We start from the raw sequence: 24,736 nt of genomic DNA, 5'->3' as shown, positions 1-24,736 counted from the left end.
GTGTATCACATAGGCGGGCAGGGATAATAATGCTATGATTTGGATTCTCCCGCCCGCGCGCCGAGAAAAGAGTTCAGCTGCTCCAGCAGATTGCCTCCGCCAGTAAGCGAGATGCTGCCGACGCGGTCGCAGATCTTCTCCAGAAACTCCAGTTCCTTAAGCCGATAGAGCGTGCTGTTCTCCTCCATAAGCTTTGCCGTATTCAGCAAGCTTCGGGTCGAGGCCGTCTCTTCGCGCCGCGTGATCAGGTTGGCCTGCGCCTTTTTCTCCGCCAGCAGCACTGTGTTCAAGATGTCGCGCACCTCGCCCGGCAGGATAATGTCCTTCACGCCCGCCGACAGGAACTCCACGCCGAACGCTTCATTTTTTTCGCTGAGCCGGTTCAGCACGTACGCGCCGACCTCCTGCTTCACGCGCAGCAAGTCGTCCAGCTTCATCGTCCCGACGTATTCGCGCAGAATGAGCTGCAGCATAATGTACACCTGCTCGTCGAAGCCCCGGATTTCCAGCGCTTTAAGAGGGTCGGTGATGCGATATTGGCAGACGAAGTTCAGCCGCAGCGGCACTTTGTCCTCCGTCATGATCTCCTGCCCCGTCATATCAAGCTGCTGCTGGCGCAAATCAACGGTCTTAACCTGCACGCTGACCGGGCCCTTCCAGAAATAATATTTGCCCGGCGCGAGCTCTCTTTGAAACACGTTGTTGAAAAACAGCAGCCCTCTCTCATAGCTTGCGATTTCCGTCAGCATGCAGTACCCGGCCAGCTTCGGAGGCACAGCTGCGCTGAGCTCCTTGGGCAGCTCCGGCCGGCGGATGTCCACGCGCTCGAAGCTGTGGTTCCTCAGCACTGTCCAGAATGCATATGCGCCAGGGGTCAGAAGCGAGGAGAAGCGTCCATCCTCGTAATGAAGCACATATTCGTTATCCTGCACGTCCACGATTTCAAGCTCCTTCAGAAGCTCGGCGTCATGGCGGAATACGCTCAAGTCTTTGCCTTTCACCGAAAACGGCTTCGCTGTATCCAAAATGACGGCGTCATGCCCGGACCATGCGGCAAACCGATAAGTTCCCGGACGCAGCAGCTTGACGTAGCTTCCTTTATGGAACAATAGCCCGCGTTCATCCGCTTTGACAATGACGGTCTTTATTAGTTTTTTCATCACAAACACCTCTTTTTCATGTGGTTGATCAATCGCGGGGAACGGCCCTCCGGCTTAGGCGGAACCGGCCGATTAGAAAAGCCATCCCGGCGCTAAGGAAAAGTTCGCAAAAGAGTTTCAGCCTGCCTGCGAGGGCACGCTTGCTCTCTATCCTTCCATTCCTCCTCCGCTTCCGTAACACCCTTCTCTAAGAGCGTCCGATTGCAAGGCTTAAGCCCAGAGCGGGCGTAGACGCCTGTTAGCACCGAGCATTCCCGCGTACATGCCGGGCTTGCGCATGCCCCCGGAATCCTCAGTCCCAACATGGCATCCCCCCCGGCCATTCCCGCGAAGATCATTGTGGAGTTATTGCTCGATCCCATATCGAGTGCTCTACCATGAGCGATCGCTTAGCAGGCGATTGGGGAATCGAACCCCTTCATATCAACTTGACGGATTAATGCCCTGCAGCATGCTCAGCATACCGACGCATAGATGCTCGGCACTGCGGAACCTTGCGGAGATTCGCGCCCGGGAGCTGCGCAGCCGGCGATTAACCTCCTTCATCATGCCAGAACATGTTAATCCGGAACATGGTGAAAGTATTACAATGGGAACATTTTTTTGGAAAGTCTATTGACAGGTCGTCAGTTAACAATTAAAATTTTAATTAATTAGAAAAATATCTAAATATCTAATGAACGAGAAGGAGCCCCACACCGCCATGTCCATCAACGATGCATTCAAAGCGCTGGCCGATCCGACAAGGCGCAAAATTCTCGATCTGCTCAAGCAATCCGATCTTACCGCGGGAGAAATCGCCGAGCAGTTCGATATGACGAAGCCAAGCATATCGAACCACCTGAACATTTTGAAGCAAGCGGAGCTCGTATGGGTAGAGCGCCAGGGCCAGAATATGGTCTACTCATTGAATACAACCGTGTTCCAAGACGTAATGAAATGGATCTTGGACATTCAACAATCGAAAGGATGATGAACATGAACAAATGGTTAATCCCCCTCGCCTCCACTCTGGCGGCCGTCTTAATCAGCATTTTCACCTATAACAGTCTGCCTGCGGAGATCGCCGTCCACTTTGATTCGGCGGACAATCCGGATAATTGGGTCAGCAAGCCTGTAGGCGCCTTTCTGTCGCCCGCGTTTATACTCGTTCTTTCCTGGATCGTCATGTTCTCGATTCGTTTCGAGAAGGACGAGAGCAAACGCGCGCGCGCCGAAGCCACTCTTCCTACCATTGTCGGCACCTTGTCGCTTATGCTGCTTGCGGTGCATGGCTCGATCATCGCGTTTAATCTCGGCTACGACATTCGCTCAAGCGCAGTCGCCTCTTTCATCGTCGGCGGTGTATTCATCGTCCTCGGCAATTTGCTGCCGCGTCTGCCGCAAGGCAGGTACCAATGGCCGAAGCTGCCTGATCACAAGCAGCGCCAATTCGCCCGTTTCCAAGGCAAGCTTATGTTCTTCTCAGGATTTATCTTTATCGCGCTGGCTTTTCTGCCAGGCACGTACAGCTTTCCTGTCTTTCTGGCGGTCCTCTTCTGCTTCGTCGCCGTTACGATCGTAAAGGCCGTCACCGCCGTTCGTCATTCCTAAATTATGAAGAGCCCCGGCAGCAGCTGCTGCCGGGGCTCTTCCGTCTTATCCCCATAAAACTGAATTTTGGAAAAAAACGTTTAGTTCCTTTCTAGTAAACTTGCTATACTGAGAGCAATACATATTTATGAGCGATAAATGAATGAATGGAGGTAGCGGGAGTGGAACAAGAAGATGCTTTCATGCAGCAGAGGCAAAGCGAGGCGCATCTTAGGCAGCTGGCGTCCGTAGGACAGATTGCCGCCGGAATCGCACACGAAGTGAGAAATCCTCTTACAGCCGTCAAAGGCTTCTTGCAGCTATTAAAGGAAAAGAACGAAGAGCGCTACATCCAGATTGCCGAGACGGAGCTGAACAACGCAATCGCCATCCTGCAGAACCTGCTTCAGGTATCCAAGCCCGATATGGACGATGAGCCTGTCGAGAGAATTGATTTAACGGTCGAGCTGGAATCGATTATTCAATTGTTCCAAGACCAATTCTACCGCGTGAACGTTATTAAAAACTTTGAAAACCCCGGAAACTATATCTATGGCAAAAAAAATCAGCTGAAGCGGGCCTTCTTCAATTTGCTGAAAAATGCTTTCGAGGCTATTGAAGACAAAGGCTCGATTATGATCAACCATTCCGCAACAAAGGATTCGGTCACGGTTTCGTTACAGGATACCGGCAGCGGAATACCGAATGAGAAGCTGAAGCTGCTGGGCACCCCGTTTTTCACAACGAAGCAGAACGGCACCGGCATGGGGCTCGCTTTTGTGTTTTCCGTTATCTACCAGAACGGCGGCACAATCGAGGTCGCTAGCGAAGAAAACGTGGGCACCACCTTTACGATCCACTTTAGCAAAGACCGCAGAAAAAATCGTCGGGAGGCCGTGCATCTGGACCAGTTGGAGCTGCAGCAAACGGAAGAGCTCAGAGAGTTCTTTATTTTAAACAGGGAAAAATTCGCGGAACAGCTGTTGATTGAAGCCGTTAATGTCCGGGATAAAATCGATGAAATCATGGGCATTGGAAATATTAATCTGCTGGAGAACGCTCATAAATTGGTTCTCTCTATCGCCGAAGGACGGGAGCATGAGGTCGTGCATTTCGCCAAGACGGAAGGCGTGGCGTGGGCCAAGCATTCCCTTACGCTGGCTTTCAAGCTCGAGTGGATCCAGTCGGTAAGGCGCGTGATGTGGAGCTTCCTCTATAATTTCAACCGCGAGAACCATGACTTCTCGAGCAAAGAACAATTTTTTAGTCTGGAGAAGCAGATTAACGATCTGATGGATCAGTTCCTGAACCATTTCTTCATCAGCTATTCGCAATACAAGGATGATCTGATCCGCGCTCACCGCGAGCTGGTCGACGATCTCTCGGTGCCTATTATTCCTTTAACCCGCAACATGTCGATTCTCCCGCTGATCGGCGCGATCGACTCGTTCCGTGCCACGACACTTGAGGACAAGGTCATTACCGAGATTGGAGCAAGCGGCATCGCGACGCTAATTATCGATTTGTCCGGTGTCGTGGACATGGAGGCTAACGTCATCCATCGCCTGATCGCCCTGATCGACGGGGTGAAAATGATGGGCTGCGAAGTGATCCTGACGGGAATAAGAGCGGAAATTGTGAAGCTCATGCTCCGGCTGGGCGTTACCTTCACGAATAAAGCCATTACGAAGGGAACGCTGCAGCAAGCCCTTGAGGATCACCTGTCCAAAAGCTACGCGCAATAACTCCGTGCATAAAATCGCATGGCTGACAAATATTAACCCCTATATGACAATTCGAAAACCTGCCTAAACAGCAGGTTTTTTTGAAATTGTAAGCATTGTTTGGTTAATGCTTGATCTGCAGCCAGCAACCTATACGGAGGAAGCTTACATGACCCAGACCAAACCTTCATCAACAAAACCGATGCTATCCGTCTTCGCGCTTGGCGGCGTCTTCGAGGTCGGTAAAAACATGTATGTCGTGCAGTACGGGGACGACATCATCGTCATTGATTGCGGCTCCAAATTCCCGGACGAAACCTTGTTTGGGATAGACCTGATTATCCCGGACATCACCTACTTGCAGGAGAATGCCGACCGGATTCGGGCGTTAATTATTACGCATGGCCATGAGGACCATATCGGCGCCATCCCTTATGTGCTCAAACAGCTGCCTATGCCTGTCTACGGCACGCCTCTGACGCTTGGCCTTATTCGCGGCAAGCTGAAGGAGCACGGCATTAATCACAGCAACGATCTGCACCTGATCGAGCCGGATACGGAAGTCCAGCTGGGCAAGCTCAAGCTGAGCTTTTTCCGCACCAATCACAGCATTCCCGATTGTGTCGGCCTCGCCATTCATACCCCGGAAGGGACGGTCGTGCATACCGGGGACTTCAAATTCGATCTGTCGCCTGTTAACCGCCAATTCCCCGATATTCATAAGATGGCACGGATCGGCGAAGAAGGCGTGCTTCTCCTGCTTTCGGAGAGCACCAACGCGGAACGTCCCGGCTTCACGCCATCTGAACGGCTGGTCGGCGAACGCATTGAAGAAGCGTTCCAGAGAGCCAAAAACAAAATATTCCTCACCACCTTCGCATCGAACGTCAATCGTCTTCAACAGGTTGTCGAAGCGGCGGCTTTGACGAATCGTAAGCTCGTCCTTCTCGGCAGAAGCATGGTGAACGTCGTGAAGGTCGCGAAGGAGCTGGGCTATTTGGACTTGCCTGAAGGCATGCTGATCGAACCGAAGGAAGCGGCCAATCTTCCGCGGGAGCGCGTGGCCGTCCTATGTACCGGGAGCCAGGGCGAGCCGATGGCGGCTTTGTCGCGGCTTGCCACCTCCACCCACCCGCTTCTGGCCGTCGAGCCCGGAGATACGGTCATCTTCGCATCATCTCCCATTCCAGGGAATGAAAAAAATGTGTCGAACACGCTGAACCATCTCTACTTGCTCGGGGCGAACGTCATTCACGGAGGCAGCTCGGCAACGGGCATGCACGTCTCGGGCCACGGCAGCCAGGAAGAGCTGAAGCTGATGCTGACGCTGATGAAGCCGAAATTTTTTGTCCCGATTCACGGGGAATACCGGATGCTGCACCAGCACCGGTTTTTGGCCGAATCCGTAGGGGTTGAACGCGAGAACATTTATATTTTACGAAATGGAGACGTCCTGGATATCCAGAACGGACAGGCAAGCCGCTCACGCCAAGTGACCGCCGGCAACACGCTTGTAGACGGCTTCGGCATCGGAGACGTCGGCAACATTGTGCTGCGGGACCGCAAGCATCTGTCGGAGGACGGCATTCTCATTGTCGTCGTTACGCTGAGCAGCCAGGACAACGAGCTGCTGTCGGACCCCGATGTCATTACAAGAGGCTTCGTCTATGTGCGGGAATCGGAAGGGCTGCTCGGCGAGGTAGGCCGCCTTGTCACCGTCACGGTCGAAGAGCTGCAAGAGGCCGGCAATGAATGGACCTGGTCGATGCTGAAGACGAAAATTAGAGATTCGATCGGCTCCTTCCTCTACTCCAAAACGAAAAGAAGACCGATGATCCTGCCGATCATAATAGAGGTGTAGTCCTGCATATTTCTCCTCCCGATTTGGAACGTTAATTTTGTTCCAACATCACACATCAAACCATTACGAGGAGGAATTTTCAAAAATGGCAGCACATTTAGGCGCACACGAAACAATGGAAGTCCATGAAATTTTATGCTCGGCGATCGCGGGCATCAATACGATGCAGCTCTACCGCCCTCATGTGAAGGACCAGCGGCTCGCTCAAATCATGGATAAGCAAATGCAGTTCACGATCAATGAATATAACCAAATGGTGCAATCGGTGCAGCACTTGAGCGGACAAGGCATGGCGCAAGGAACGCCATACCGCGCGCCAAGCAACTTTCAGCCTGTCTACGGCCTAGACAATCCGGCGGCATCCACGCCGAATATGTCCGCTAACCAAATCGACGATCGGGATGTATCCAGCGCGCTGCTTGCTTTCCACAAGTCGTCGGCGATGATGAAAATTATCGCGGCGCTGGAATGCGCAAATCCGCAAATCCGCTCGATGATGCAGCAAGGCGCGGTGAACTGCTCCGAGCAAGCTTACGAGATTTGGCAATATATGAACCAAGCCGGCTATTATCAAGTGCCTACAATGAAGGAAATGACGACGAACACGGTTCTGAATCATTATGAGCCTGCAAGCGGCATGGGCATGCCGAATATGACGAACATGGCGAACATGGTGACGCCGCAATCGAACCTGTACCAGCCGAATACGAACACCGTTCGTCCAACACTGCCTCAATAAGCCGTTAGAAAAGGAGCGTGCCGAAAGTGGGCATTTTATCTGGAAACCCGAAAGAAAACCCGCTGCACTATGGCGAGATTTATGACGTGTGGCAGTTCTCGATGGCCGCAAAAGGCTGTGTCTCCATGTATACGACGTTGAAGGCGCATGCCGGCGATCGGGATCTCCAAAAGATGCTGGAGCATGGAATCGAGCAGGCGAAGCTGGAGATTGAAGAGTGCGACAAGATCCTAATCGACAACGGCATTACGCCTTCTCCGGCGCTTGCGGTTAAGCCCGATGCGAAGCTGGAGGACATTCCGATCGGCGCCCGATTTACCGATATGGAGATTGCTCCGATGCTCTCGGCGGATCTGGCGGCCGGACTTGTCATTTGCAGCCAAGTTATGGGCAAATCGATTCGCGAGGACGTCAACGCTCTATTCGCGAAGTATCATGCGACGAAAGCGGCCAACGCCTTAAAGATGCTGCGCCTCAGCAAAGAGAAGGGCTGGTTGATTCCGCCTCCGCTGCAAATTCAACGCCCGGAGCCTGTTCACGCTTAATTCAGAATGCTCAGCTTAAAAAAGGGATGCTTCAGCGCCGCTGCGCTGGAGCATCCCTTATCTGTTACGCGTGTCACTACCGATTGCCGATTACCAATTACCGCTTATGCCGCCTCCTGTATCTTGCCGGAACGCAGCAGGCCAAGGTGAACGAAAAATTCGATCACGCCAAGAATCAAAGATACAATTACCGCCGCTCCAAGCGTGATGGCGGCCCCCTCCAGCATGTTCACCACGTAATACAGGACAATCGCGGATACGACAAAGTCCATCATGACGCTGAGCCATAACGTGCCGTCCCGCAGCAGGAAATATTCCATCAGCGTCCCGATCGCCGCGAGAATGATGCCGAACGTAATCGCCTGGCCGACACCGGCAAATTCGATCCGGCCGGAAAAGCCGTCGCTCAGAATCAGGATGAGCGGAATCGTAATCACCTTCAACAGAAAGCTAGTCATAACGCATAGGCCCCTTCCTTCTTCAAGGCTGTGTATAACGGATCTAATGGTTAATCTTCCGTTAAGCGACCATTTTATTCATCAGCCTGGTTCCGGTCCAGAAGGGACGCTTGAAGCCTAGCGCTCCGACCACTCCATTAACGCGGGATACAACCGCTTCGCGTCCTCATAGCCTTGCACATACAGCGCGTCCAGCTTCGCCGGATCCCGTTCTGTCCGCCCAACGGTTAACGTCTCCTGCGGACGGATGACGAAGACGTTCCCTTTCTTCTCCTGCTCCGCGATGTATTCCAGCGTCTCGTTATAGACCTCATGCCGGCTCAGCATCGTTTCGACCAGCTTCGGATACGCCCTGTAAGCGCGGCGCAGCAGCCAAGGCGTTCGATTAGGGGACTTGCGGTAGTCTTCGTTACGCGTAAGGATCAGCACATTGCGTCCGAAGCCGTCGCGCTCCGCCTTCCGAAGCGGTATCGGGTCGGATAATCCCCCATCCAGCAGCTTTCGTCTGCCGATTTCGACGATCGGCGCTATAAACGGCAAGGAGCTGGACGCCCGCAAAATGTTCAGCAAATCGTAACCGGGCTCCTTCTTGTAATAAACGGTTTCGCCGGTCTCGCAGTCGGTCGTTCCGATGACGTATTCCTCTTTTCTTTCGAAAAACGCCTCGTAATCGAAAGGAACCAGCTGATTCGGTATTTCGTCGAAAATAAAATCCATCCCGAACAGCTGCCGCTTCTTGAGCAGGTTCCCCCATGAAATATAGCGCGGGTCGGTGACAAAACCGACATTCACCTTCCGATTGCGGCCAATCTGTCCGGACAAATAGCTTGCTCCCATGCAAGCACCGGCCGATACGCCGATCGTATAAGGGAAATACAAATTCCGCTCATTAAAGTAATCCAGCACCCCTGCCGTATAAACCCCGCGCATCCCCCCGCCTTCCAGTATAAGTCCGACAGAATCCACGTTTTTAGCCTCCTCCGCGCATGAACCAATGCTTGTTTATTTCCACTCTTTTTACAGCCTAGCACTTGAGCCGCCAAAAATCCATATCACTTGCCTGTTGCATTATTCAGTCGGACTGTATATAATCAAACTATACATTTGAACTATATAAAGTTTAACTGAGTAGTTTCAAGGAGATGAACAGACCTATGAACCGGGATAAAAACCTGCCGCTCACCGAAACGGTTTATTACATTTTGCTGGCGCTGACCGAGCCTGCTCACGGCTATTTGATTCTGCAGAAGATTGAAGAGCTCAGCTTAGGCCAAGTCCGCATGGCAGCCGGCACTTTGTACGGTGCGATCGATAATTTGCTTAAGCTGAAATGGATTCAGCCCGTCCAAAGCGAAGACAGCCGCCGCAAAGTGTATGTCATTACGGATCGGGGAATGGAAATGCTGCGGATGGATTCGGAACGCATGATGCATATGGTGGAGACAACCAGACGGCGGATCAAGCTTTGAGGAGGATGTGTAATGCGAAAATATAAGTTTTTTGTTGACTTGGCTAAAGAGGAACAATGGCTGAATGAAATGGCGTCGCAAGGATATGTATTAGCGGGCAAATCAGGCGCCAGCTACCGTTTCGAGTCCGGCGAACCCGGCTCCTTCGTCCTCCGGATCGACTACCGGTCGTTCAAGCATGCCGCGGATTTCGAGGACTACCGCCTTTTATTTGAAGACAGCGGCTGGCGGCATATCGCAGGCACGAAAAGCTCAGGCGCGCAATATTTTTTGAAGAAAACGGCGGACCAGTCGGAGGATATATTCTCGGACGCGGATTCCAAGGCCGGCAAATTCAAACGGCTGTCGGAAATGTGGTTCTCGCTCGCCGTCTGCTTCCTCCCGATCCTTACCGCTCTCGTAATGGCGGGCAATATTGATTTGACGGCTTTCCTGCAGCCCGCGAAGCTGTATTATACGCCGGGGCTATGGGATAAGACGGGCGCGGACTTCTGGGGCGCCTTCCTTTTCGAGACGCCTTTCGCCTTGCTCCGGGGATTTATTTGGCTCATTCTGCCGGTGTCCATTGTTCTATATGCGGTTTTCGCGGCAAAGGCGAGGAAGCAGTACAATAAAACGTTAAATAAAATATAAGATCAGAAAGATCGCCGCTGCGGCGCTCTTTTTCTGTCGTTTTTAAGATCAGTCCTTTTTCAGAGCATAAATCCCGCCGACGTATACGCCGGCACCGAAATAAGGCTCTCCGTTATCCCATACATACAACTCGTTAGGCGAGATTAGAGACAGCCACAATTCGAACGATTCATCCTTGAATACCATGTCCCCTTCCGAGCGGAACGCCTCGCCGCTTAATTCCCCGAGATTCACGTTCCCTTGCTTCAACCCCTCCTCCCCGCCTCTTACGCTGAAAGCGTCCAAGTTCAAGGAGATTTGGTCAGCCCTTCTATTTTTAATCTCGATCACGGAGCCCGCCCATTCGTTCGAGCCTTCCAGTTCATAAACGCCGGGGGCCAAGGATGCCCAAGCTTGATCGGCATTGGACGCGAAGCCGGATTCCGCAAGCGCCATCACCTGATCAACCGTTATTTGCCGGTAGATATTCGCTTCCTTTATCGCCTCAACGATAGCAGCGTCATAGGTAAAGCCCGCTTCCTGCTGCGTGAAAGTAACGACGGTGGAATACGGAATCGCGCCCATTTTGCCTGCTCCCGTTATTCGATCGATAATGACGAGAATATCCTTTTTGCCGTCCTGATTCACGTCTCGGAACGCGACCGCCTTTAGGTCGGCAGGCCCGGGCAGCTCCCAATCATAAATAGAATAAGTTAACTCCGTTAACTTTCCTTGCTCGTTTTTTAAGTAAAAATGATACGTCGGAAATCCTTCTGCGGACAGCTCTTGCGAAGCGATAAACGCGAACTGCCCCGCCGGCTCCAGTACAGCTGAGAACGATTGCTCTTCGATGACCTCGCCTGCGATGACAGAATCTTCGCTGCTAGGCTCCGCTTCCTCTTCCGGCCCATCTTTTTTATCCTCTGCCGTCTCCTTGCCGGCAACGGATTCCACACTCTCTTGGGCGTTATTTTCTTCTGCGTTCCCGCTTACCTGCTTATCTACCGTATTGGAAGCGGATTGACATCCGCCGAGCAGCATTGCCGTTATCCATAAGCCAAATAGGGCCCGTCTGCCGAAATGCATAGGTATTCACCATCCTAATATTCCCTTTTGTAGACCTTCATTGTAATACGGCAAGCCCTATAAGGGAAGCGAAACGAAACCATCATCCCTTGAACGCTTTTCGGTTTGATGTGGCCGTCTTCGGGCATTCTAAAGAAAAACTTCCGAAGGGAGCATGAATGATGGCTAGGAGAAGAAGACGATATATCGTGCCTGGTGCCGAGCAAGGCATGCAGGCGTTCAAAGCGGAAGTCATGAGGCGAGAAGGCTATAACGTGAACCCGGAGAGGCCGGATGACGTCAAGTTCGAGGTGGCCAAGGAGCTGGGCGTGCCGCTTAAGCCTGGGTATAACGGCGATTTGCCTACAGAATCGGCAGGACATATCGGCGGCAAGATCGGCGGTTCCATGGTGCGCGAGATGATTAAGCTTGCGCAGGACCGGTTGTCCAAGCAATAATCAATAAAAAGGAGCTTGCCGTCATCCGATTGTTGACGGGCAAAGCTCCTTTTTTTGAGGGATAAGCGCCATATGCCATCGACCGCTTCAGCCCTTCGATAACGCCTTCGCGCGTGCCGAGACGAAATGCTTCTTCATGACATAAAACAACGGAAGCAGCCCAAATTGCGTAATCACATAAAAAACAAACGAATATTTCAGAGCCCAGCCCTTCGTAAAATGGAATACGTTGAAATGCGCCGCCAGCCCTTCCACCAGAACGGAAAAGGCGGACCATAGGAGCACATAAATGATGACGGCAGGTCCTTTTATCCGCAGCCGGTCGTAGACATACAAGAAAATATAATTAAACGGCGGATATTGAAAATAGACCAAAACGTCGAAAACCTCAAATTCCTTACGATCGTTCACATCGAAAAAGTCCGCCGGCGGAGCCGCAAAAAGAGAGTCCGCCGCAAAGCCGACCCCCACGCCAAGCGATAGAATGGCAAGGGTAACGATCGTCGGGAATCTTCGGGGAAGCAGCCAAGCCGCCGCATATCCGATCACGATAACCGCAAGAACGAACCATTCGTTCGCGTCAAAACGAATCGGCCATAACAGATTCATCCCTTCACATCCTTAGCAGCGATACTGCGCAGCCCTAAACACAGGACATAAAGAAGAATCGCGATTCCTGTCCAAAACAAGATGGCGTAGCCGGTTATAAAACCGGGCCTCTCCTCGATGACGTTGAACGCTCTGCATGCAGCCTCCATCGTCCAAAACACCGCAGAGCTCAGCAAGACAGCAACCGGCTTCAGCCATTTAACTGTTGCCGATACCGCCAGCTCCAGGCAATAGAAGGTCAGGATGGGAACCGTAATCAAATGGTTGAATAGAAACGCAGTGTACTTCTCTGCATCGTTCGCGATCTGCAGCAGCTTCATATTCAGGCTTAAATCCCAAAAATACTGATTCTGAACGAGCTGCAAAAAGCTCCAGACGATGATCATTTCGAACAGGCTGAGCCTCCGCTCCGTCAAAAAAAGCGAGGCGAACAGCGTAATGCCCAGCGAAGCGCTTATAACAAAGGCCATAGCGGGTTCCTTTTTTACCAGTAGAATTCCACCCTGCGGAACGGATTATTCCGATAAAAAAGATGCCGGGCATCCATCCCGGCATCCTGTTGCTGTTTGGCTCTACGTTTTAACTTTGACATACACCTGCCCGCCTTCCACGGTAACCGGATAAACCTGAGCGCGCCCGGTATCCGGCTCCTGCACGCGGCCGCTTGCCAAATCGATTTTCAAATCCCTCATTGGGCAGTAAATAGAGCGCCCGCTTACGATCGCTTCCGCGAGCGTCCCGCCCTTCGGATGCGGCGTACGGTTCTCTAAGGCGAAGATTTCCCCTTCCGTCGTCTGGAATACGGCGAGCTCTATCGTTCCGATCCGCACCGTCTTGCCTAGCCTCCGCGGAAAGTCGGCTGTTCGTCCAATCTGCTGGTATCCTTCCATATCTGTCGCTTGCATGATTTCTTGCCTCCCTTCTCATTCGAACCGTTCCCCTATTTTTCCTTTACTTTAATAGCTTCGTAAAGCTCGCGCTGCAGCTTCTCGCTCTCCAGCACTTCCTTCCACGGATCATGAAGACCTGCCAGCGCGAGCTCTACGCGCTCGGCCAGCTGCTTGCGGTTCGCAGCATCATCCACGACGGCCTTGCAAACCTGCTCCATCCCCAGCCGCTCAAGCCAATCCGACGTGCGCTCGGCATAGTTGCCGGTTTCTCTGTAGTATTGAATGAAAGCGCCGCAAATCTCCGTCAGCTCCTCGTCGGTCTTCACCTTGCAGAGAAGCTCCGCTTCCTTCATTTTGATCCCGCCGTTGCCTCCGACGTAGACTTCCCAGCCGCCGTCGTTGCCGACGATGCCAAGATCCTTCGTGCCCGACTCCGCGCAGTTCCGCGGACAGCCATTCACTGCCATCTTGAATTTCGCCGGCATCCAAAGCCTTTCGAACTTCTTCTCGAGCGCAATGCCCATCGATACCGAATCCTGCGTGCCGAAGCGGCAGAACTGCGAGCCTACGCAGGTTTTGACGGTTCGGAGCGCCTTGGCGTAGCCATAGCCCGATGGCATGCCGAGCTCCTCCCACACAGCCGGCAAATGCTGCTTCTCGATACCGAGCAAGTCGATGCGTTGGCCGCCCGTAACCTTGACCATCTTCGCGTTGTACTTGTCAGCCACATCCGCAATCTGACGAAGCTGCTCAGGTGTCGTCACGCCGCCATACATCCGGGGAATGACGCTGTACGTGCCGTCCTTCTGAATATTGGCGTGCAGCCTTTCGTTAACGAACCGCGAGTCTCGCTCATCCTCGCGCTCCGCAGGCCAGATCATGCCGAGATAGTAGTTGAGCGCGGGACGACACTTCGAGCAGCCCTCTTCCTGCTGCCATTCCATCACCATCATGACCTCGCGGACGCTGGTCAGTCGCTTCTCCCGAATCGCCGCCACAATCTCTTCGCGCGTATGCGCCGTGCAGCCGCATATGCCCTGCTTCTTCTCCTGCTTCTCATATCCGTCGCCCAGCACATATTGAAGCAGCTGCTCGACGAGCGGCTTGCAGCCGCCGCACGATCTCGTCGCGCCTGTCTTCACTTTAATCTCATCAACGGTCGAAAGCCCGTCTTCTTGGATCACGCGGACGATATCCGCTTTCGTTACGCCATTGCAGCCGCAGACGATTTCATCGTCCGCCATGCCATCCACGACCGACGCCTTGGCGCCGCCTCCGCAGCAGCCGCCGCCGTCTCCGCCGAACAGCTGACGGTACAGCTCGTCGGTCATTTCAGCCCCGTCCTTGATAAGCCTGGTGAGGAGCGGAGCATCTGTAACGTCGCCATACATGACGGCGCCTGCAATCCTTTTTTCCCGGAGCAGCACCTTCTTGTACAGACCGCGCCAATCATCGTGAACGCGAAGCACGCGATGCCCGGCATTCTCGAGATATTCGCCCGCCGAGAACACGTCGACGCCCGAAATTTTCAGCTTGGTCGATACCGAAGAGCCTTTATAAGGCGCAGTATCGACTCCGCAGATCGTCTTGGCGAGCACGGCGCCCTGCTCGAACAGAGGCGCGACCAGACCGTAGCATACGCCGCGATGCTCGCAGCATTCCCCGACCGCGTATACGCCGGGCGCGCTCGTTTCCATGTAGTCGTTCACCAGAATTCCGCGTCCTGTCTCGATCCCGCTTGCTTTGGCCACCTCGGCGTTCGGCACGATGCCCGCAGACATGACGAGCAGCTGAGCTTCCAGCTCTGTGCCGTCCGCAAAACGAAGACCGCTTACATGCGTATCGCCCAGCACCTCCGTCGTTTTCGTCCCCATCAGGAAGCGAATGCCTTGTCTTTCCAGCTCCGCCTTCAGCATGCCTGCGGCTGTCGCATCCAGCTGACGTTCCATCAGCGTATCCATCAAATGAACGACGGTTGTCTCCATCCCCAGCTGCACGAGGCCTTTGGCCGCTTCCAGGCCAAGCAGTCCCCCGCCGATGACGGCCGCCTTTTTCACCGCCTTGGAAGCTTCTATCATGCGCTCGCAATCCGCAATGTCACGGAATCCGATAACGCCTTGCTTGTTCGCCCCCGGTACCGGCAGAATAAACGGCTTCGAGCCGGTTGCGATAATGAGTACGTCATAGCTTGCGGTTACTCCGGCGCTTGTCCGAATTTGTTTCGCTTCCGTATCGATAAACTCCACTTTCGCCCCCGTGTGAAGCGCAATGCCGTTCTCTTCGTACCATTCTCGGCTGTTCAAAATAATATCGTCGATCTTCTTGCTGCCCTCCAGCACGTAAGACAGTTGAATCCGGTTATAGTTAGGGTACGGCTCTTCGCCGTATACGCTTATATCAAAGGCTTTCGACAGCTTCAGGATTTGCTCCAATGTATTGACTCCGGCCATCCCGTTCCCGATTAGAACCAGCTTGCGGCGCTTATTCATCGATTGTTCCATCGCTTATTCACATCCTCATTCAACGTTATGAGCTGAGTATAAACGAACCGTCTCAGAATGGATGTGAACAAAGTCACATCGCACAAGCCTGACGGAAAGAAGCTCTATTCAAAATAAAACGGCCGATACGCAGCTTATCGCCGCGATCGGCCGTTGCCCCTATTCCTCTTTCAATTGCTGCAGCTCGTCGATGAGCTGCTTCGTCCGCTTGGCGTTGCCTTCCGCGAAATTGACGAGCCGCTCCCTCAAATCCTCGTTATGATGTAACCGCTCCGAAGTGATGACATAAGTGCGCAACAGCTCGTTTTCCTTCTCCAGCGACTGCTCCAGCGTAGCGATCAGCTCTTCCTTGTCCATTTCTCCTTCTTCATGACGCCGTTCCTCGTTCATCCCGAACCACCTCCATTACAAAGCGTTGCCCAGGATACGAGGATGTAAACCGTACCGCGCATGCCTGCCGGCTAAAAGTGCTACGGCATCCAGACAAGCGAATAAACAAGCTGCGCGCCGCGATCCTCCGATATAAGCCGGGGACTGTCCGGACCTTCCGAAATAAACTTTGTGCTGCCATCGCTAAAGACCGGGATCGTCACATGCTGCGTCACGCTGAGATCGCATATCAACCCGGTCCCCCCGCTGCTATTCTCAAGCTTGACCCTCACCAATTCAAAGACTCGAGGCGGCGCAACAGGCCCCTCTCCGGAAGCATCCTCAATCCTCACCTCTACTTTTCTGCCGTATAACGGTTTCAGCTGCTTTTCAAGCTCGTTCACGCTGTATTCCTCGCTTCCTCAGCCGGCACGGCCCGGCATCTTCCTTCAGGATGACCTCCGCTTTGATCCCGGCAATCCACATCCACCATGATTCCGGGAGCCGCCTATCTAGCCAATCCAAAAACTGCTCCTCCGATGCCCATGCCGCGAGGCCATTCAGACGCGCAATGACGACTTCATGACCCTCTTCTTCAACTTCCTCCATATAGAGAATCGCCCCGGGAAGCAGACTCTTCAGCAGCTCGCCCGCTTCCCGGCCGAGGAGCGCCGGCTCCCCCAGATCCAGACCCGGGCGCGCAAAACAAATATCGATGTTATATTCGCAAGCCATCCTCAGCCCTCTCCTTCATCCCTGACATTCCGTTCCCGTCGGTATATCCACAGCGCGACCGGGAACATAAGGACGTTCAATCCGGCGAACACGAGGACCTTCCCATACTGCTCGTAAAAGAACGCGTTGACGACCTGCTGCGTAAACACGATATGGAGCAGCAGCACGAAGCTCATATAGATAACGCCCCTGTAGCTACGCTTCATACCGCTTCACCCCAGTCGCATAGACCGCCCCATTCTCGATCGACAGCTCTATTTCCGGCAGCGGCCGCCGCGGAGGACCTGCGGTCGGCTTTCCCGTATGGACGTCGAACAAGCCATGATGGCAGGGGCAAACAAGCTCATCCTTTTCCTTGCTCCAAAAAACAGGACATTTCAAATGGGTACATGCATTGTGGTAAGCCTTAAATTCTTGATCGGAGAGGCGCACCAGAAGCGCGGTGTCATGCTCGCCCGGATACACGAACTCGATCGCATCGCCTGCCTTCATCGCGTCTAGCGCCGCGAGCTTCTTCACCGGGTACGTCCGCTTGCTCGGATTCACGAGATACTTAGCCGCGATCGCTCCCCATGGGAGCGTCGATATCGCGAACACGCCTGCGGCTCCCGCCATCGTCTTCAAGAAGCTTCGCCGGTCAAGATTTCTCTCATTATCTTTGCGGATATTGTGCGTATAATTATCTTCGTCATATGGAACGCGGGATCCATTCCGGTCCCGTTTCTCCTGATCCTGCTCCATCATGCCGATTCCTCCTCTCAGAACAGCTTCTGCACACCTTGCAAAATGCCGGGCAGGCTAATTCTCACATTCGTCTCGCCTTCAAGCGGATGATCCGGTATATGGCTGGCCGTCCATTTGCCGAGCTTATGCCGCTCTTGTTTCTCCTGCAGTTCCTCTTCCGTCAGCCATTGAAGCGTGTTGGTCGGACAGACGGACGCGCACATCGGCGGAATGCCGTCTTTGGTCCGGTCGTAGCACAGATCGCATTTGTACATCAAATTCTGCTCTTCATCAAACTTCGGTATGCCGTAAGGGCAGGCGATCGTGCAGTTCTGGCAGCCGATGCACTTCTCCACCAGAGCGGACAGCACGGCGCCTTCCGGGGTAACCTGAATGGCTTGAGCCGGGCAGCTTCTCGCGCATGCCGGATTGACGCAGTGCAGGCACATAAGCGGTATCGTCTGCCGGTTCACGAGCGGATTCACGTCGTAGACATAGTTGCGGTTGCGTTCGTCATGGCCGCCGCATTGGGTGCACGCCGCCAAGCAGCTGCGGCAGCCGATGCAGTTGTCCATTTCGATATATAAATGCTTCTTCATCGTTTTATCGCCTCACTTTGCTGCTTGCAGCGGCTGGCCTTGCGGCGCTTTATCGATTTGTACGGCGCAGGCCTTGAATTCCGGCATTCGCGACATCGGATCGAGCGCCGCAATCGTAAGCAGATTCACGGATTCGTCATGGCCGAAATGATACGGCACGAACACCGTATCCGGGCGGATCGCCTCCGTTATTTTCACTTTGAAATTGGCTTGCCCCCTCCGTGTCCGAAGCTTTACGATTTCCTCGTGCTCGATACCGTAGAGGCGCGCGGTTTCCGGATGCACCTCCACGAACGGTTCCGGGCACATCGCGTGCAGGAACGGAATGCGGCGAGTCTGATTGCCCGACAAATAATGGTACACAACCCGCCCCGTCGTCAGGCGAAGCGGATAGCTTTCGCAAGGCTCCTCCGCCGGAGGACGGTAAGGGAGCGCGCAGAGCTTTGCCTTACCGTCGGGATGGTAAAATTTCTTGTCCAGAAACATATGCGGCGTGCCGGGATCCTGTTCGTCCTTGCAAGGCCAGAAGACGCCCTGCTGGCGGTCGATCTTCTCCCATGTCGCGCCGTAATAATCGGCATAGCCGCCTTTGGAGGCCAGCCGAAACTCGTCGTTGATGGCCTGCGCCGAAGTCAGATGACGGAAGTATTCGCCTCTTCCGAGACGCTCCGCCAGCTCCACCTGCATCAGCCAATCCGGCTTGGACTCTCCGACCGGCTCCTGCGCTTTGTTGATTTTGATAATGCGCCCCTCCAGATTCGTAACCGTGCCTTCGTCCTCGCTCCATGTGGTAGACGGAAGCACGACATCGGCATATTCGGCCGATTCGGACAAGAAAATATCCGAGCAGACCATGAAGTCGAGACTCATCAAAGCCGCTCTCACCTCATTCAGATTAGGCGCGGAAACCGCCGGATTCGAGCATAGCAGGTACAAGCCGCGAATCGTCTTCTCCTTCATCAGCCCGAACATCTCATAAGCGGACACGCCGGGCTGCGGCATTTCCTCCGGACGGATTCCCCATACCTTCGCGACTTCCTCGACATGCTTAGGGTTCGCGATCTTCCGGTAGCCCGGCAGAGCGTCAGCCTTCTGGCCGTGCTCTCTTCCGCCTTGGCCGTTGCCTTGGCCCGTAAAGGTCGCGACGCCGGATTTCGGACGGCCGATCTTGCCCGTCACCAGGCACATATTCGTATAAGCCGAGACGTTGTCCGAGCCTTTATGCTGCTGCTCGATGCCGCGCGCGAACATGACGACGGCGTTCGGCGCTTTGCCGTAAATGTCGGCCGCGCGTCGCAGCTTATCCGGATCCACGCCCGTAATTTCGCTTGTATATTCAGGCGTAAACGCCTTTACCAGCTCCGCGAGCTCCGCGATCCCGCTTGTGTGCGCCTCGATAAACGCCTTGTCTGTATACCCGCCTTCGATCAGAAGATGAACCATGCAGTTGGCAAGCGCCAGATCCGTTCCCGGACGCAGGTCCAGATGAACATCCGCTCTTCTGGCAATCGGCGTCTCCCTTGGATCGACGACGATGAGATAGCCGCCGCGGTTTTGCACCTCCCAGATGCGGAACATCGATGTCGGGTGACATTCCGCCGTGTTGCTCCCTGCGATGAACAAGCAATCGGTCTCATGCAGATCCGTCCAAGGCAGCGTCGACCCCCGGTCGATGCCGAACGTTCGCATGAATCCGGCCGCCGCGCTCGACATGCAGAAACGGCCGTTATAATCGATGTAGCGGGTGCGCAGGCCGACCCGCGCGAACTTGCCCGTCAAGTAACATTTCTCGTTCGTCATCGAGACGCCGCTGAATACGGAAAGCGAATCCGCGCCGTATGAGCTTTGGAGCTCCCGGAATCGGCGCACGACCAGATCGTATGCCTCCTCCCAAGTGGCCTCGCGGAACCCTTTCTTCGTTCCCCGCAGCGAGCGGTCGTCGCGAATGAGGGGCTTCATCAATCTGTCGTCATGATTCGTCTGCTGATAAGCGGTCACGCCTTTCGGACACATCTTGCCTAACGTCACCGGCCAGTCATAGCGGGGCTCCACCCCGATGATCCGGTTCGCGGCGGTATCGACGCGCAGATTCATCCCGCACTGCATCCCGCAGTAGGAGCAATGCGTCGGAACCAGCCGTTCGCCCGGATGGCGCTTGTTCTCGACTTCCTTAAAAAATTTATCCTTTGGCATTTTGATTGCTCTCCTTTACGCGAATCTGATGAGTCGGGACGCCCGTGAACCGGGACATCCGGTATTTCCTGCGGCAAGGCAAGCACAGCTCCGCAAGATGATAGCCTTCTTCGGTCACGAATTCGAGGCTGCTCTGCTTCAGCACATCGACAACATCCTGCGACTGCTCCTCCGATACGAAATGCGTGCCGCACACTCTGCAGGCTTTCGGCGCCTTCTCCGCATAATGCTCGCGATAGTTTCTCGCCAGCACGCTCATAGGACGGAACGGGATATGCGCCAGCTTGCCGAACGGCAAATAAATAAGCGTAATAATGACCGACCATTGATGGATCATGGACATAACGGGATGCGCGAACCCATCCAGAAAAATATTGTTAAACGTCAGAATTAAACCGGTAATCGAGATGAATAATAGCAGGTATAACGGCAGGAAATCGTAAGCGAAGCTCTGTTCCGCGCGAGCCTGCATATTGCGGACGCGGCGGTAAAGCGCCATGCACACGCCGCCGATCACCATAAATGCCGTAATGTTCAGCGCGTTATAGAAGAGGAAGGCCAAAATGCCGTCCGCCTTTACGCGCACGAGGTCGATCCCGAAGCCGACGACGGTGTAATAACCGTTATCCGACATCGTGAAATACATCCATCCGAATACTAAGGGGAATGTCACGAACGCGGACAGGATGCAGCCCCATCCGAGCAAAATATGCTGCAGCCAGCGGTACCAGCCCCGGTTCCAAATAAACCGGTACACGACCAGCTGGTCCGCCGCGGTCTTCGGCGTCGACCTCCGGAACAGCAGCCGCATCCCCTTCTTAAGGATGATTCTGGTCGGCGGACGGTCCCCCCACGCCATGAAGCGGTAGAAGAAGCCCCCTATAAAAACGACCGTGCCAACCATATAGCCATACAGCGCCAAATCGATATGCGTGAAGAAACGCGAACCGATATAAATCATGACCAACAACCCGCAAACCGTCAGGAACACGTTGCGCGCCCATCTCGAAGCAAATGCTCGATTCATCCTTCATTGCCCCTTGCCATTAAGTGATGTACTAAGTAGACCACAACGAAAGAAGGCCCTGCTGTGACGAAAATCATAGCATGGGCCTTCTTCCATTACTGTCCTCTTCTATCCCCAATATCGACACAATTTTGCCAATCGAACTGTGACCAATATTACAGTTGGGCGCTCCCGCGCTTTGCTACACTGAGTCCATCACAGACGGGAGCAGTCCTACAAGCTTCAGCCCGTGGACGCTCTCGATAGGAGGAACTGTAATGGCAAGATCAAGAATTCAACAATGGGAGCCCGAAAACCCGTCGTTCTGGAGCAAGGAAGGAAAGCGGCATGCAACGCGCAACCTATGGATATCTATCCCTTCCCTGATGCTCGCGTTTATCGTCTGGCAAATCTGGTCCGTTGTCGCCGTCCGGCTTAACGATGTCGGATTCCAGTTTACGGAGGAGCAGCTGTTCACCCTGGCGGCCATTCCGGGTTTGGTCGGCGCAACCTTGCGCTTCGTCTACACCTTCGCTGTCGGGATCGTCGGCGGCCGCTACTGGACCGTCATCTCGACTGCGGTCCTGCTCGTCCCATCGATCGGCATCGGCATCGCCGTGCAAAATCCGGACACCCCATATTCCGTCATGCTGCTTCTGGCGGCATTATGCGGACTTGGCGGCGGCAACTTCTCTTCTTCGCTGGCCAACATCTCCCTTTTCTATCCGAAAAAAGAGAAAGGGACTGCGCTCGGCCTCAACGGCGGTCTCGGCAATATGGGCGTATCCGTCGTTCAATTCGTCACGCCGCTCATCATTGCGGCAGGCACATTCGCCGCATTGTCCGGCGATAGCCAAGTGTTGGCGGACGGCCAGCAAGTCTGGCTGCAGAACGCCGCTTTCATCTGGGTTATTCCGATTGTGCTGATGACCGTTATCGCCTACTTCGGCATGGATAACCTGCCTGGCGCCAAGCAATCGTTCGCCAGCCAATTCATCGTCGTGAAACGGAAACATACTTGGATTATGACCTACCTGTATGTCGCAACATTCGGCTCGTTCATCGGCTTCTCCGCAGCATTCCCGCTGCTGCTCAAGTCGCAGTTCCCGGAGCATGTGTCGCTTGCGTTCCTGGGCGCGTTCATCGCGGCGGCCGCTAGACCGGTCGGAGGCTTCCTGTCCGACAAATTCGGAGGCGCTAAAGTCACTTCGATTGTGCTGTTCATGATGGGTATCGGTTCGCTGGCGGTGATCTACTTTATCCAGCAAAATCATTTTGCAGGGTTCCTGACTTCGTTCCTTGTTCTGTTCTTGGCGGCAGGCACCGGCTCGGGCTCGACATTCCAGATGATCCCCTATATTTTCCCGGTCAAAGAGGCGGCTCCCGTACTCGGCTTTACCGCGGCATTCGCGGCGTACGGCTCCTTCTTCATTCCGAAGCTGTTCGGGTGGTCGGTCACTTCGACGGGCTCGTACGTAACCGCGTTTTATATTTTCATCGCCTTCTACGTCGTTGCCATTGCGCTGAATTGGATCTTCTACCAAAGCAAACGGGCCGAGGTGAAAACATTCGTGGCAGCGAAGACGACGGCGCCGGTCGAGCAGCCTTCGATGGCCGCGCCGAAATAATAGAAAGCCCCTTCGTCCTGGAGATGGCGAAGGGGCTTTGTCTCCATAAAAAATGCCCCGCCTCTCGAGACGGAACTGTTGTGGTTCGTATATAGTTAGGCTTTGATCTTTCTTCCCTGTTTATCTGTAAACTGGCCGACGATAATCATAATGAAGTCGATCAGCAGCCAAATGCCAAGACCGCCCAACGTGACGATTTGCAAAATGGCGGTACCTGCTTTACCGACATAGAAACGGTGAATCGACAAGCCTCCCAAGAAGAAGCAAAGCAGAAGCGTCGCAATAAACGATTTCGGGCTTTTCTCCATGTGTATGTCCTCCAATGATGTATTGAAACCCTTCATCACTATATCAGAGGGTCCGCCTCTTGTTAACCAGCAGTATTTCCCTGCTTTTGATTATAGCGTAACTTGAATGAATACCTTGCCGTCCTCGCAGTTCACATGAATGCTTCCGTTATACTTCTCCACGGTGCGCTTAATAATGGTCAGCCCGTTCCCTCTGAGCTTGTCTGGCGACGATTTCGTCGTGTAGCCCTGCTCGAACAAGCATTTCTGCTCCTTCGCGGAAAGCAACGCCGGATTTTCTACGGCGAAGATATAGCTGTCTCTCTTCGCTTTACAGATGACGCGAATCATCCGGGGGAGCTCGCCTTCGTATACGTCAGCCGCCTCGATCGCGTTATCCAGCAGATTGGAACAGATCTTGACTAAATCCAAGGCGTCCACGCGGTCGTATTCGTTCAGGTCCGTGTCGAACTCGATATCGATGTTTTTCGAGCGGGCAAGCTCCCATTTGCTCTGGAACAGCACCATCAGAACCGGATTTTTGATGCGCATGGACAGATCCAGCGGCTTGGAGTCCGACGACATCCGTTTCAAATAATCGAAGGCCCGGTCGTAATATTTCATCTCCAGAAGTCCCCTCAGCACCTGCAGATGATTCATCATGTCGTGCCGGCTGAGCTTGATGCTCTCCGTCACTTTCCCGAGCTCCGTAATATACACGCTTTCGCTTTCCTTGAGATCTCTTCTTAGCCTGCGTTTATACCACATGTTCAGGAAGAACACCGAGGCAAGCAGGACAACGGCGAACAGGATGTCGATGCCGAAGGCAAGGCCGTTGCTCTTCACAACCTGCCCGCCCACATGCTCTACTCTCTCCGCCGGCACGTCGATGCCGACGACCCCCATCATTTCGCCGTCGGCGCCGTAGAAAGGCACCCCAACCGACAGGTAGGAGACGGAATGCACTTCGTCCCGAATAATGCCCGTATAGTAGCTCATGCCTTGCTTGGCCTGCTTCACTTGTTCCGCCGGCACGGTGCACGCCCCGCCGATCGGCAGGTCCCGCACGCCTTCCGGTATGGACGATACCATCGCCTTGGCTACGTCCGAGTCGTCGAGCATGAGAATGTAGACGAACAGCGCGCCCGTCGGCTCCCGGAACTGCTTCAAATATTGGCTGATCCGCTCTCGTTCCTCGCCGTATTGCTTGGTTTGGAGAAATTTCCCGTACAGCTCCTTGTCAAGGCCGCCGGCGATCCGTTCCGCGATTCCGACATATTGCTTCGCGATCGCGGTTGTGGCCGACTGGTTGACCATATGATAAGAGAAATAGAGCTTGGAACTGGTAAGAACCGCCAAGATCACAATGGCTACGACAAAAAAAACGATTCTATTCTTAAGATGAAGGGGATTCTGCTTCATTTTTCCGGTCTCTCCATTTGCAGCTTCGACAAGTGATATCGAGGATTCGTTCGATGCAATCCGTTCACAACGATCCTTTCATTATACCGCAAAGCCTCCTTCTTCGAACCT

General features: G+C 53.8%; 28 protein-coding genes. 10 read left to right on the top strand and 18 right to left on the bottom strand.

Annotated features, from left to right (window positions below; genetic code table 11):
* Nucleotides 1–32: 32 nt before the first annotated feature.
* On the bottom strand, nt 33–1,160 hold the full coding sequence (locus D3P08_RS00780) for a slipin family protein (RefSeq protein WP_119597527.1): 1,128 nt from the start codon (nt 1,158–1,160) through the stop codon (nt 33–35).
* Between the two features lie 703 nt (nt 1,161–1,863).
* On the opposite strand from D3P08_RS00780, the gene D3P08_RS00775 reads away from it, so the two are divergent.
* The 6 genes from D3P08_RS00775 (at nt 1,864) to D3P08_RS00750 (ending at nt 7,601) form a co-directional block, all read left to right on the top strand.
* Entirely contained in the window at nt 1,864–2,133 is a 270-nt protein-coding gene (locus D3P08_RS00775) for an autorepressor SdpR family transcription factor (RefSeq protein ID WP_420819004.1), read from the top strand.
* A 5-nt stretch (nt 2,134–2,138) separates the two neighbouring features.
* Complete coding sequence (locus tag D3P08_RS00770) at nt 2,139–2,753, top strand: DUF1648 domain-containing protein (RefSeq protein WP_162848318.1); 615 nt, start codon at nt 2,139–2,141, stop codon at nt 2,751–2,753.
* 161 nt (nt 2,754–2,914) lie between these two features.
* Nucleotides 2,915–4,477 carry an ATP-binding protein gene (locus D3P08_RS00765; protein ID WP_240647178.1) on the top strand — a complete coding sequence of 521 codons (1,563 nt, stop codon included), beginning with the start codon at nt 2,915–2,917 and terminating at the stop codon, nt 4,475–4,477.
* A 148-nt stretch (nt 4,478–4,625) separates the two neighbouring features.
* Nucleotides 4,626–6,317 (top strand): ribonuclease J, encoded by a 1,692-nt coding sequence (locus D3P08_RS00760; RefSeq protein WP_240647177.1) that lies wholly within the window; start codon nt 4,626–4,628, stop codon nt 6,315–6,317.
* A gap of 85 nt (nt 6,318–6,402) precedes the next feature.
* Entirely contained in the window at nt 6,403–7,056 is a 654-nt protein-coding gene (locus tag D3P08_RS00755; protein WP_119597525.1) for a spore coat protein, read from the top strand.
* 26 nt (nt 7,057–7,082) lie between these two features.
* Complete coding sequence (locus D3P08_RS00750) at nt 7,083–7,601, top strand: DUF3231 family protein (RefSeq protein WP_119597524.1); 519 nt, start codon at nt 7,083–7,085, stop codon at nt 7,599–7,601.
* A gap of 104 nt (nt 7,602–7,705) precedes the next feature.
* Here the strand turns inward: D3P08_RS00750 and D3P08_RS00745 are convergent, their stop codons facing one another.
* The gene (locus D3P08_RS00745) at nt 7,706–8,059 is read right to left on the bottom strand and encodes a hypothetical protein (protein WP_119597523.1); all 354 of its coding nucleotides are present in this window, start codon (nt 8,057–8,059) and stop codon (nt 7,706–7,708) included.
* A gap of 117 nt (nt 8,060–8,176) precedes the next feature.
* Complete coding sequence (locus tag D3P08_RS00740) at nt 8,177–9,025, bottom strand: patatin-like phospholipase family protein (RefSeq protein WP_119597522.1); 849 nt, start codon at nt 9,023–9,025, stop codon at nt 8,177–8,179.
* A gap of 188 nt (nt 9,026–9,213) precedes the next feature.
* On the opposite strand from D3P08_RS00740, the gene D3P08_RS00735 reads away from it, so the two are divergent.
* Together D3P08_RS00735 and D3P08_RS00730 are read left to right on the top strand one after the other, a co-directional pair.
* Complete coding sequence (locus tag D3P08_RS00735; protein WP_119597521.1) at nt 9,214–9,528, top strand: PadR family transcriptional regulator; 315 nt, start codon at nt 9,214–9,216, stop codon at nt 9,526–9,528.
* A gap of 12 nt (nt 9,529–9,540) precedes the next feature.
* Complete coding sequence (locus tag D3P08_RS00730; RefSeq protein WP_119597520.1) at nt 9,541–10,161, top strand: DUF2812 domain-containing protein; 621 nt, start codon at nt 9,541–9,543, stop codon at nt 10,159–10,161.
* A 48-nt stretch (nt 10,162–10,209) separates the two neighbouring features.
* On the opposite strand, the gene D3P08_RS00725 is transcribed toward D3P08_RS00730, so the two are convergent.
* Nucleotides 10,210–11,226, bottom strand: a complete 1,017-nt coding sequence (locus D3P08_RS00725) for a hypothetical protein (RefSeq protein ID WP_119597519.1) — start codon at nt 11,224–11,226, stop codon at nt 10,210–10,212.
* 161 nt (nt 11,227–11,387) lie between these two features.
* Here D3P08_RS00725 and D3P08_RS00720 point away from each other — a divergent pair, with 161 nt between their 5' ends.
* Entirely contained in the window at nt 11,388–11,663 is a 276-nt protein-coding gene (locus D3P08_RS00720; protein WP_119597518.1) for an alpha/beta-type small acid-soluble spore protein, read from the top strand.
* Between the two features lie 87 nt (nt 11,664–11,750).
* On the opposite strand, the gene D3P08_RS00715 is transcribed toward D3P08_RS00720, so the two are convergent.
* From D3P08_RS00715 to D3P08_RS00660, 12 genes are all read right to left on the bottom strand, one after another.
* Nucleotides 11,751–12,272, bottom strand: a complete 522-nt coding sequence (locus D3P08_RS00715) for a hypothetical protein (protein WP_119597517.1) — start codon at nt 12,270–12,272, stop codon at nt 11,751–11,753.
* The gene (locus tag D3P08_RS00710; protein WP_119597516.1) at nt 12,269–12,742 is read right to left on the bottom strand and encodes a hypothetical protein; all 474 of its coding nucleotides are present in this window, start codon (nt 12,740–12,742) and stop codon (nt 12,269–12,271) included. Before D3P08_RS00710 ends, D3P08_RS00715 begins: the two co-directional genes overlap by 4 nt.
* Before the next feature lie 102 nt (nt 12,743–12,844).
* Nucleotides 12,845–13,177, bottom strand: a complete 333-nt coding sequence (gene nirD / locus D3P08_RS00705) for a nitrite reductase small subunit NirD (RefSeq protein WP_119597515.1) — start codon at nt 13,175–13,177, stop codon at nt 12,845–12,847.
* A 35-nt stretch (nt 13,178–13,212) separates the two neighbouring features.
* Nucleotides 13,213–15,663: a nitrite reductase large subunit NirB gene (gene nirB / locus D3P08_RS00700; RefSeq protein ID WP_276311089.1), complete on the bottom strand. Its 2,451-nt coding sequence runs from the start codon at nt 15,661–15,663 to the stop codon at nt 13,213–13,215.
* Nucleotides 15,664–15,822: 159 nt separating this feature from the next.
* Nucleotides 15,823–16,053: a hypothetical protein gene (locus D3P08_RS00695; RefSeq protein ID WP_119597514.1), complete on the bottom strand. Its 231-nt coding sequence runs from the start codon at nt 16,051–16,053 to the stop codon at nt 15,823–15,825.
* Nucleotides 16,054–16,133: 80 nt separating this feature from the next.
* A complete protein-coding gene (locus tag D3P08_RS00690) occupies nt 16,134–16,436 on the bottom strand; it encodes a hypothetical protein (RefSeq protein ID WP_119597513.1) in 303 nt (100 codons plus the stop codon).
* The gene (locus tag D3P08_RS00685) at nt 16,423–16,767 is read right to left on the bottom strand and encodes a hypothetical protein (protein WP_119597512.1); all 345 of its coding nucleotides are present in this window, start codon (nt 16,765–16,767) and stop codon (nt 16,423–16,425) included. Before D3P08_RS00685 ends, D3P08_RS00690 begins: the two co-directional genes overlap by 14 nt.
* Nucleotides 16,768–16,769: 2 nt before the next feature.
* On the bottom strand, nt 16,770–16,973 hold the full coding sequence (locus D3P08_RS00680) for a hypothetical protein (RefSeq protein ID WP_119597511.1): 204 nt from the start codon (nt 16,971–16,973) through the stop codon (nt 16,770–16,772).
* Complete coding sequence (locus D3P08_RS00675) at nt 16,963–17,511, bottom strand: Rieske (2Fe-2S) protein (RefSeq protein ID WP_240647175.1); 549 nt, start codon at nt 17,509–17,511, stop codon at nt 16,963–16,965. Before D3P08_RS00675 ends, D3P08_RS00680 begins: the two co-directional genes overlap by 11 nt.
* 14 nt (nt 17,512–17,525) lie before the next feature.
* Nucleotides 17,526–18,089, bottom strand: a complete 564-nt coding sequence (locus D3P08_RS00670; RefSeq protein ID WP_119597510.1) for a 4Fe-4S dicluster domain-containing protein — start codon at nt 18,087–18,089, stop codon at nt 17,526–17,528.
* 12 nt (nt 18,090–18,101) lie between these two features.
* A complete protein-coding gene (locus tag D3P08_RS00665; protein ID WP_119597509.1) occupies nt 18,102–20,282 on the bottom strand; it encodes a molybdopterin oxidoreductase family protein in 2,181 nt (726 codons plus the stop codon).
* Nucleotides 20,269–21,309: a hypothetical protein gene (locus tag D3P08_RS00660; RefSeq protein ID WP_119597508.1), complete on the bottom strand. Its 1,041-nt coding sequence runs from the start codon at nt 21,307–21,309 to the stop codon at nt 20,269–20,271. Before D3P08_RS00660 ends, D3P08_RS00665 begins: the two co-directional genes overlap by 14 nt.
* A gap of 257 nt (nt 21,310–21,566) precedes the next feature.
* On the opposite strand from D3P08_RS00660, the gene D3P08_RS00655 reads away from it, so the two are divergent.
* Nucleotides 21,567–22,916 (top strand): NarK family nitrate/nitrite MFS transporter, encoded by a 1,350-nt coding sequence (locus D3P08_RS00655; RefSeq protein WP_119597507.1) that lies wholly within the window; start codon nt 21,567–21,569, stop codon nt 22,914–22,916.
* Nucleotides 22,917–23,011: 95 nt separating this feature from the next.
* Here the strand turns inward: D3P08_RS00655 and D3P08_RS00650 are convergent, their stop codons facing one another.
* Nucleotides 23,012–23,224, bottom strand: a complete 213-nt coding sequence (locus D3P08_RS00650; protein ID WP_119597506.1) for a TM2 domain-containing protein — start codon at nt 23,222–23,224, stop codon at nt 23,012–23,014.
* Nucleotides 23,225–23,314: 90 nt separating this feature from the next.
* Nucleotides 23,315–24,625 carry a GHKL domain-containing protein gene (locus tag D3P08_RS00645; RefSeq protein ID WP_119597505.1) on the bottom strand — a complete coding sequence of 437 codons (1,311 nt, stop codon included), beginning with the start codon at nt 24,623–24,625 and terminating at the stop codon, nt 23,315–23,317.
* Nucleotides 24,626–24,736: the final 111 nt, after the last annotated feature.

The organism is Paenibacillus nanensis, assembly GCF_003583765.1.
In the GTDB taxonomy this organism is placed as follows: Bacteria; Bacillota; Bacilli; order Paenibacillales; family Paenibacillaceae; genus Pristimantibacillus; species Pristimantibacillus nanensis.
Note: the sequence above shows the minus strand (reverse complement) of the source record. Positions and strands in the feature narration are given on the sequence as shown.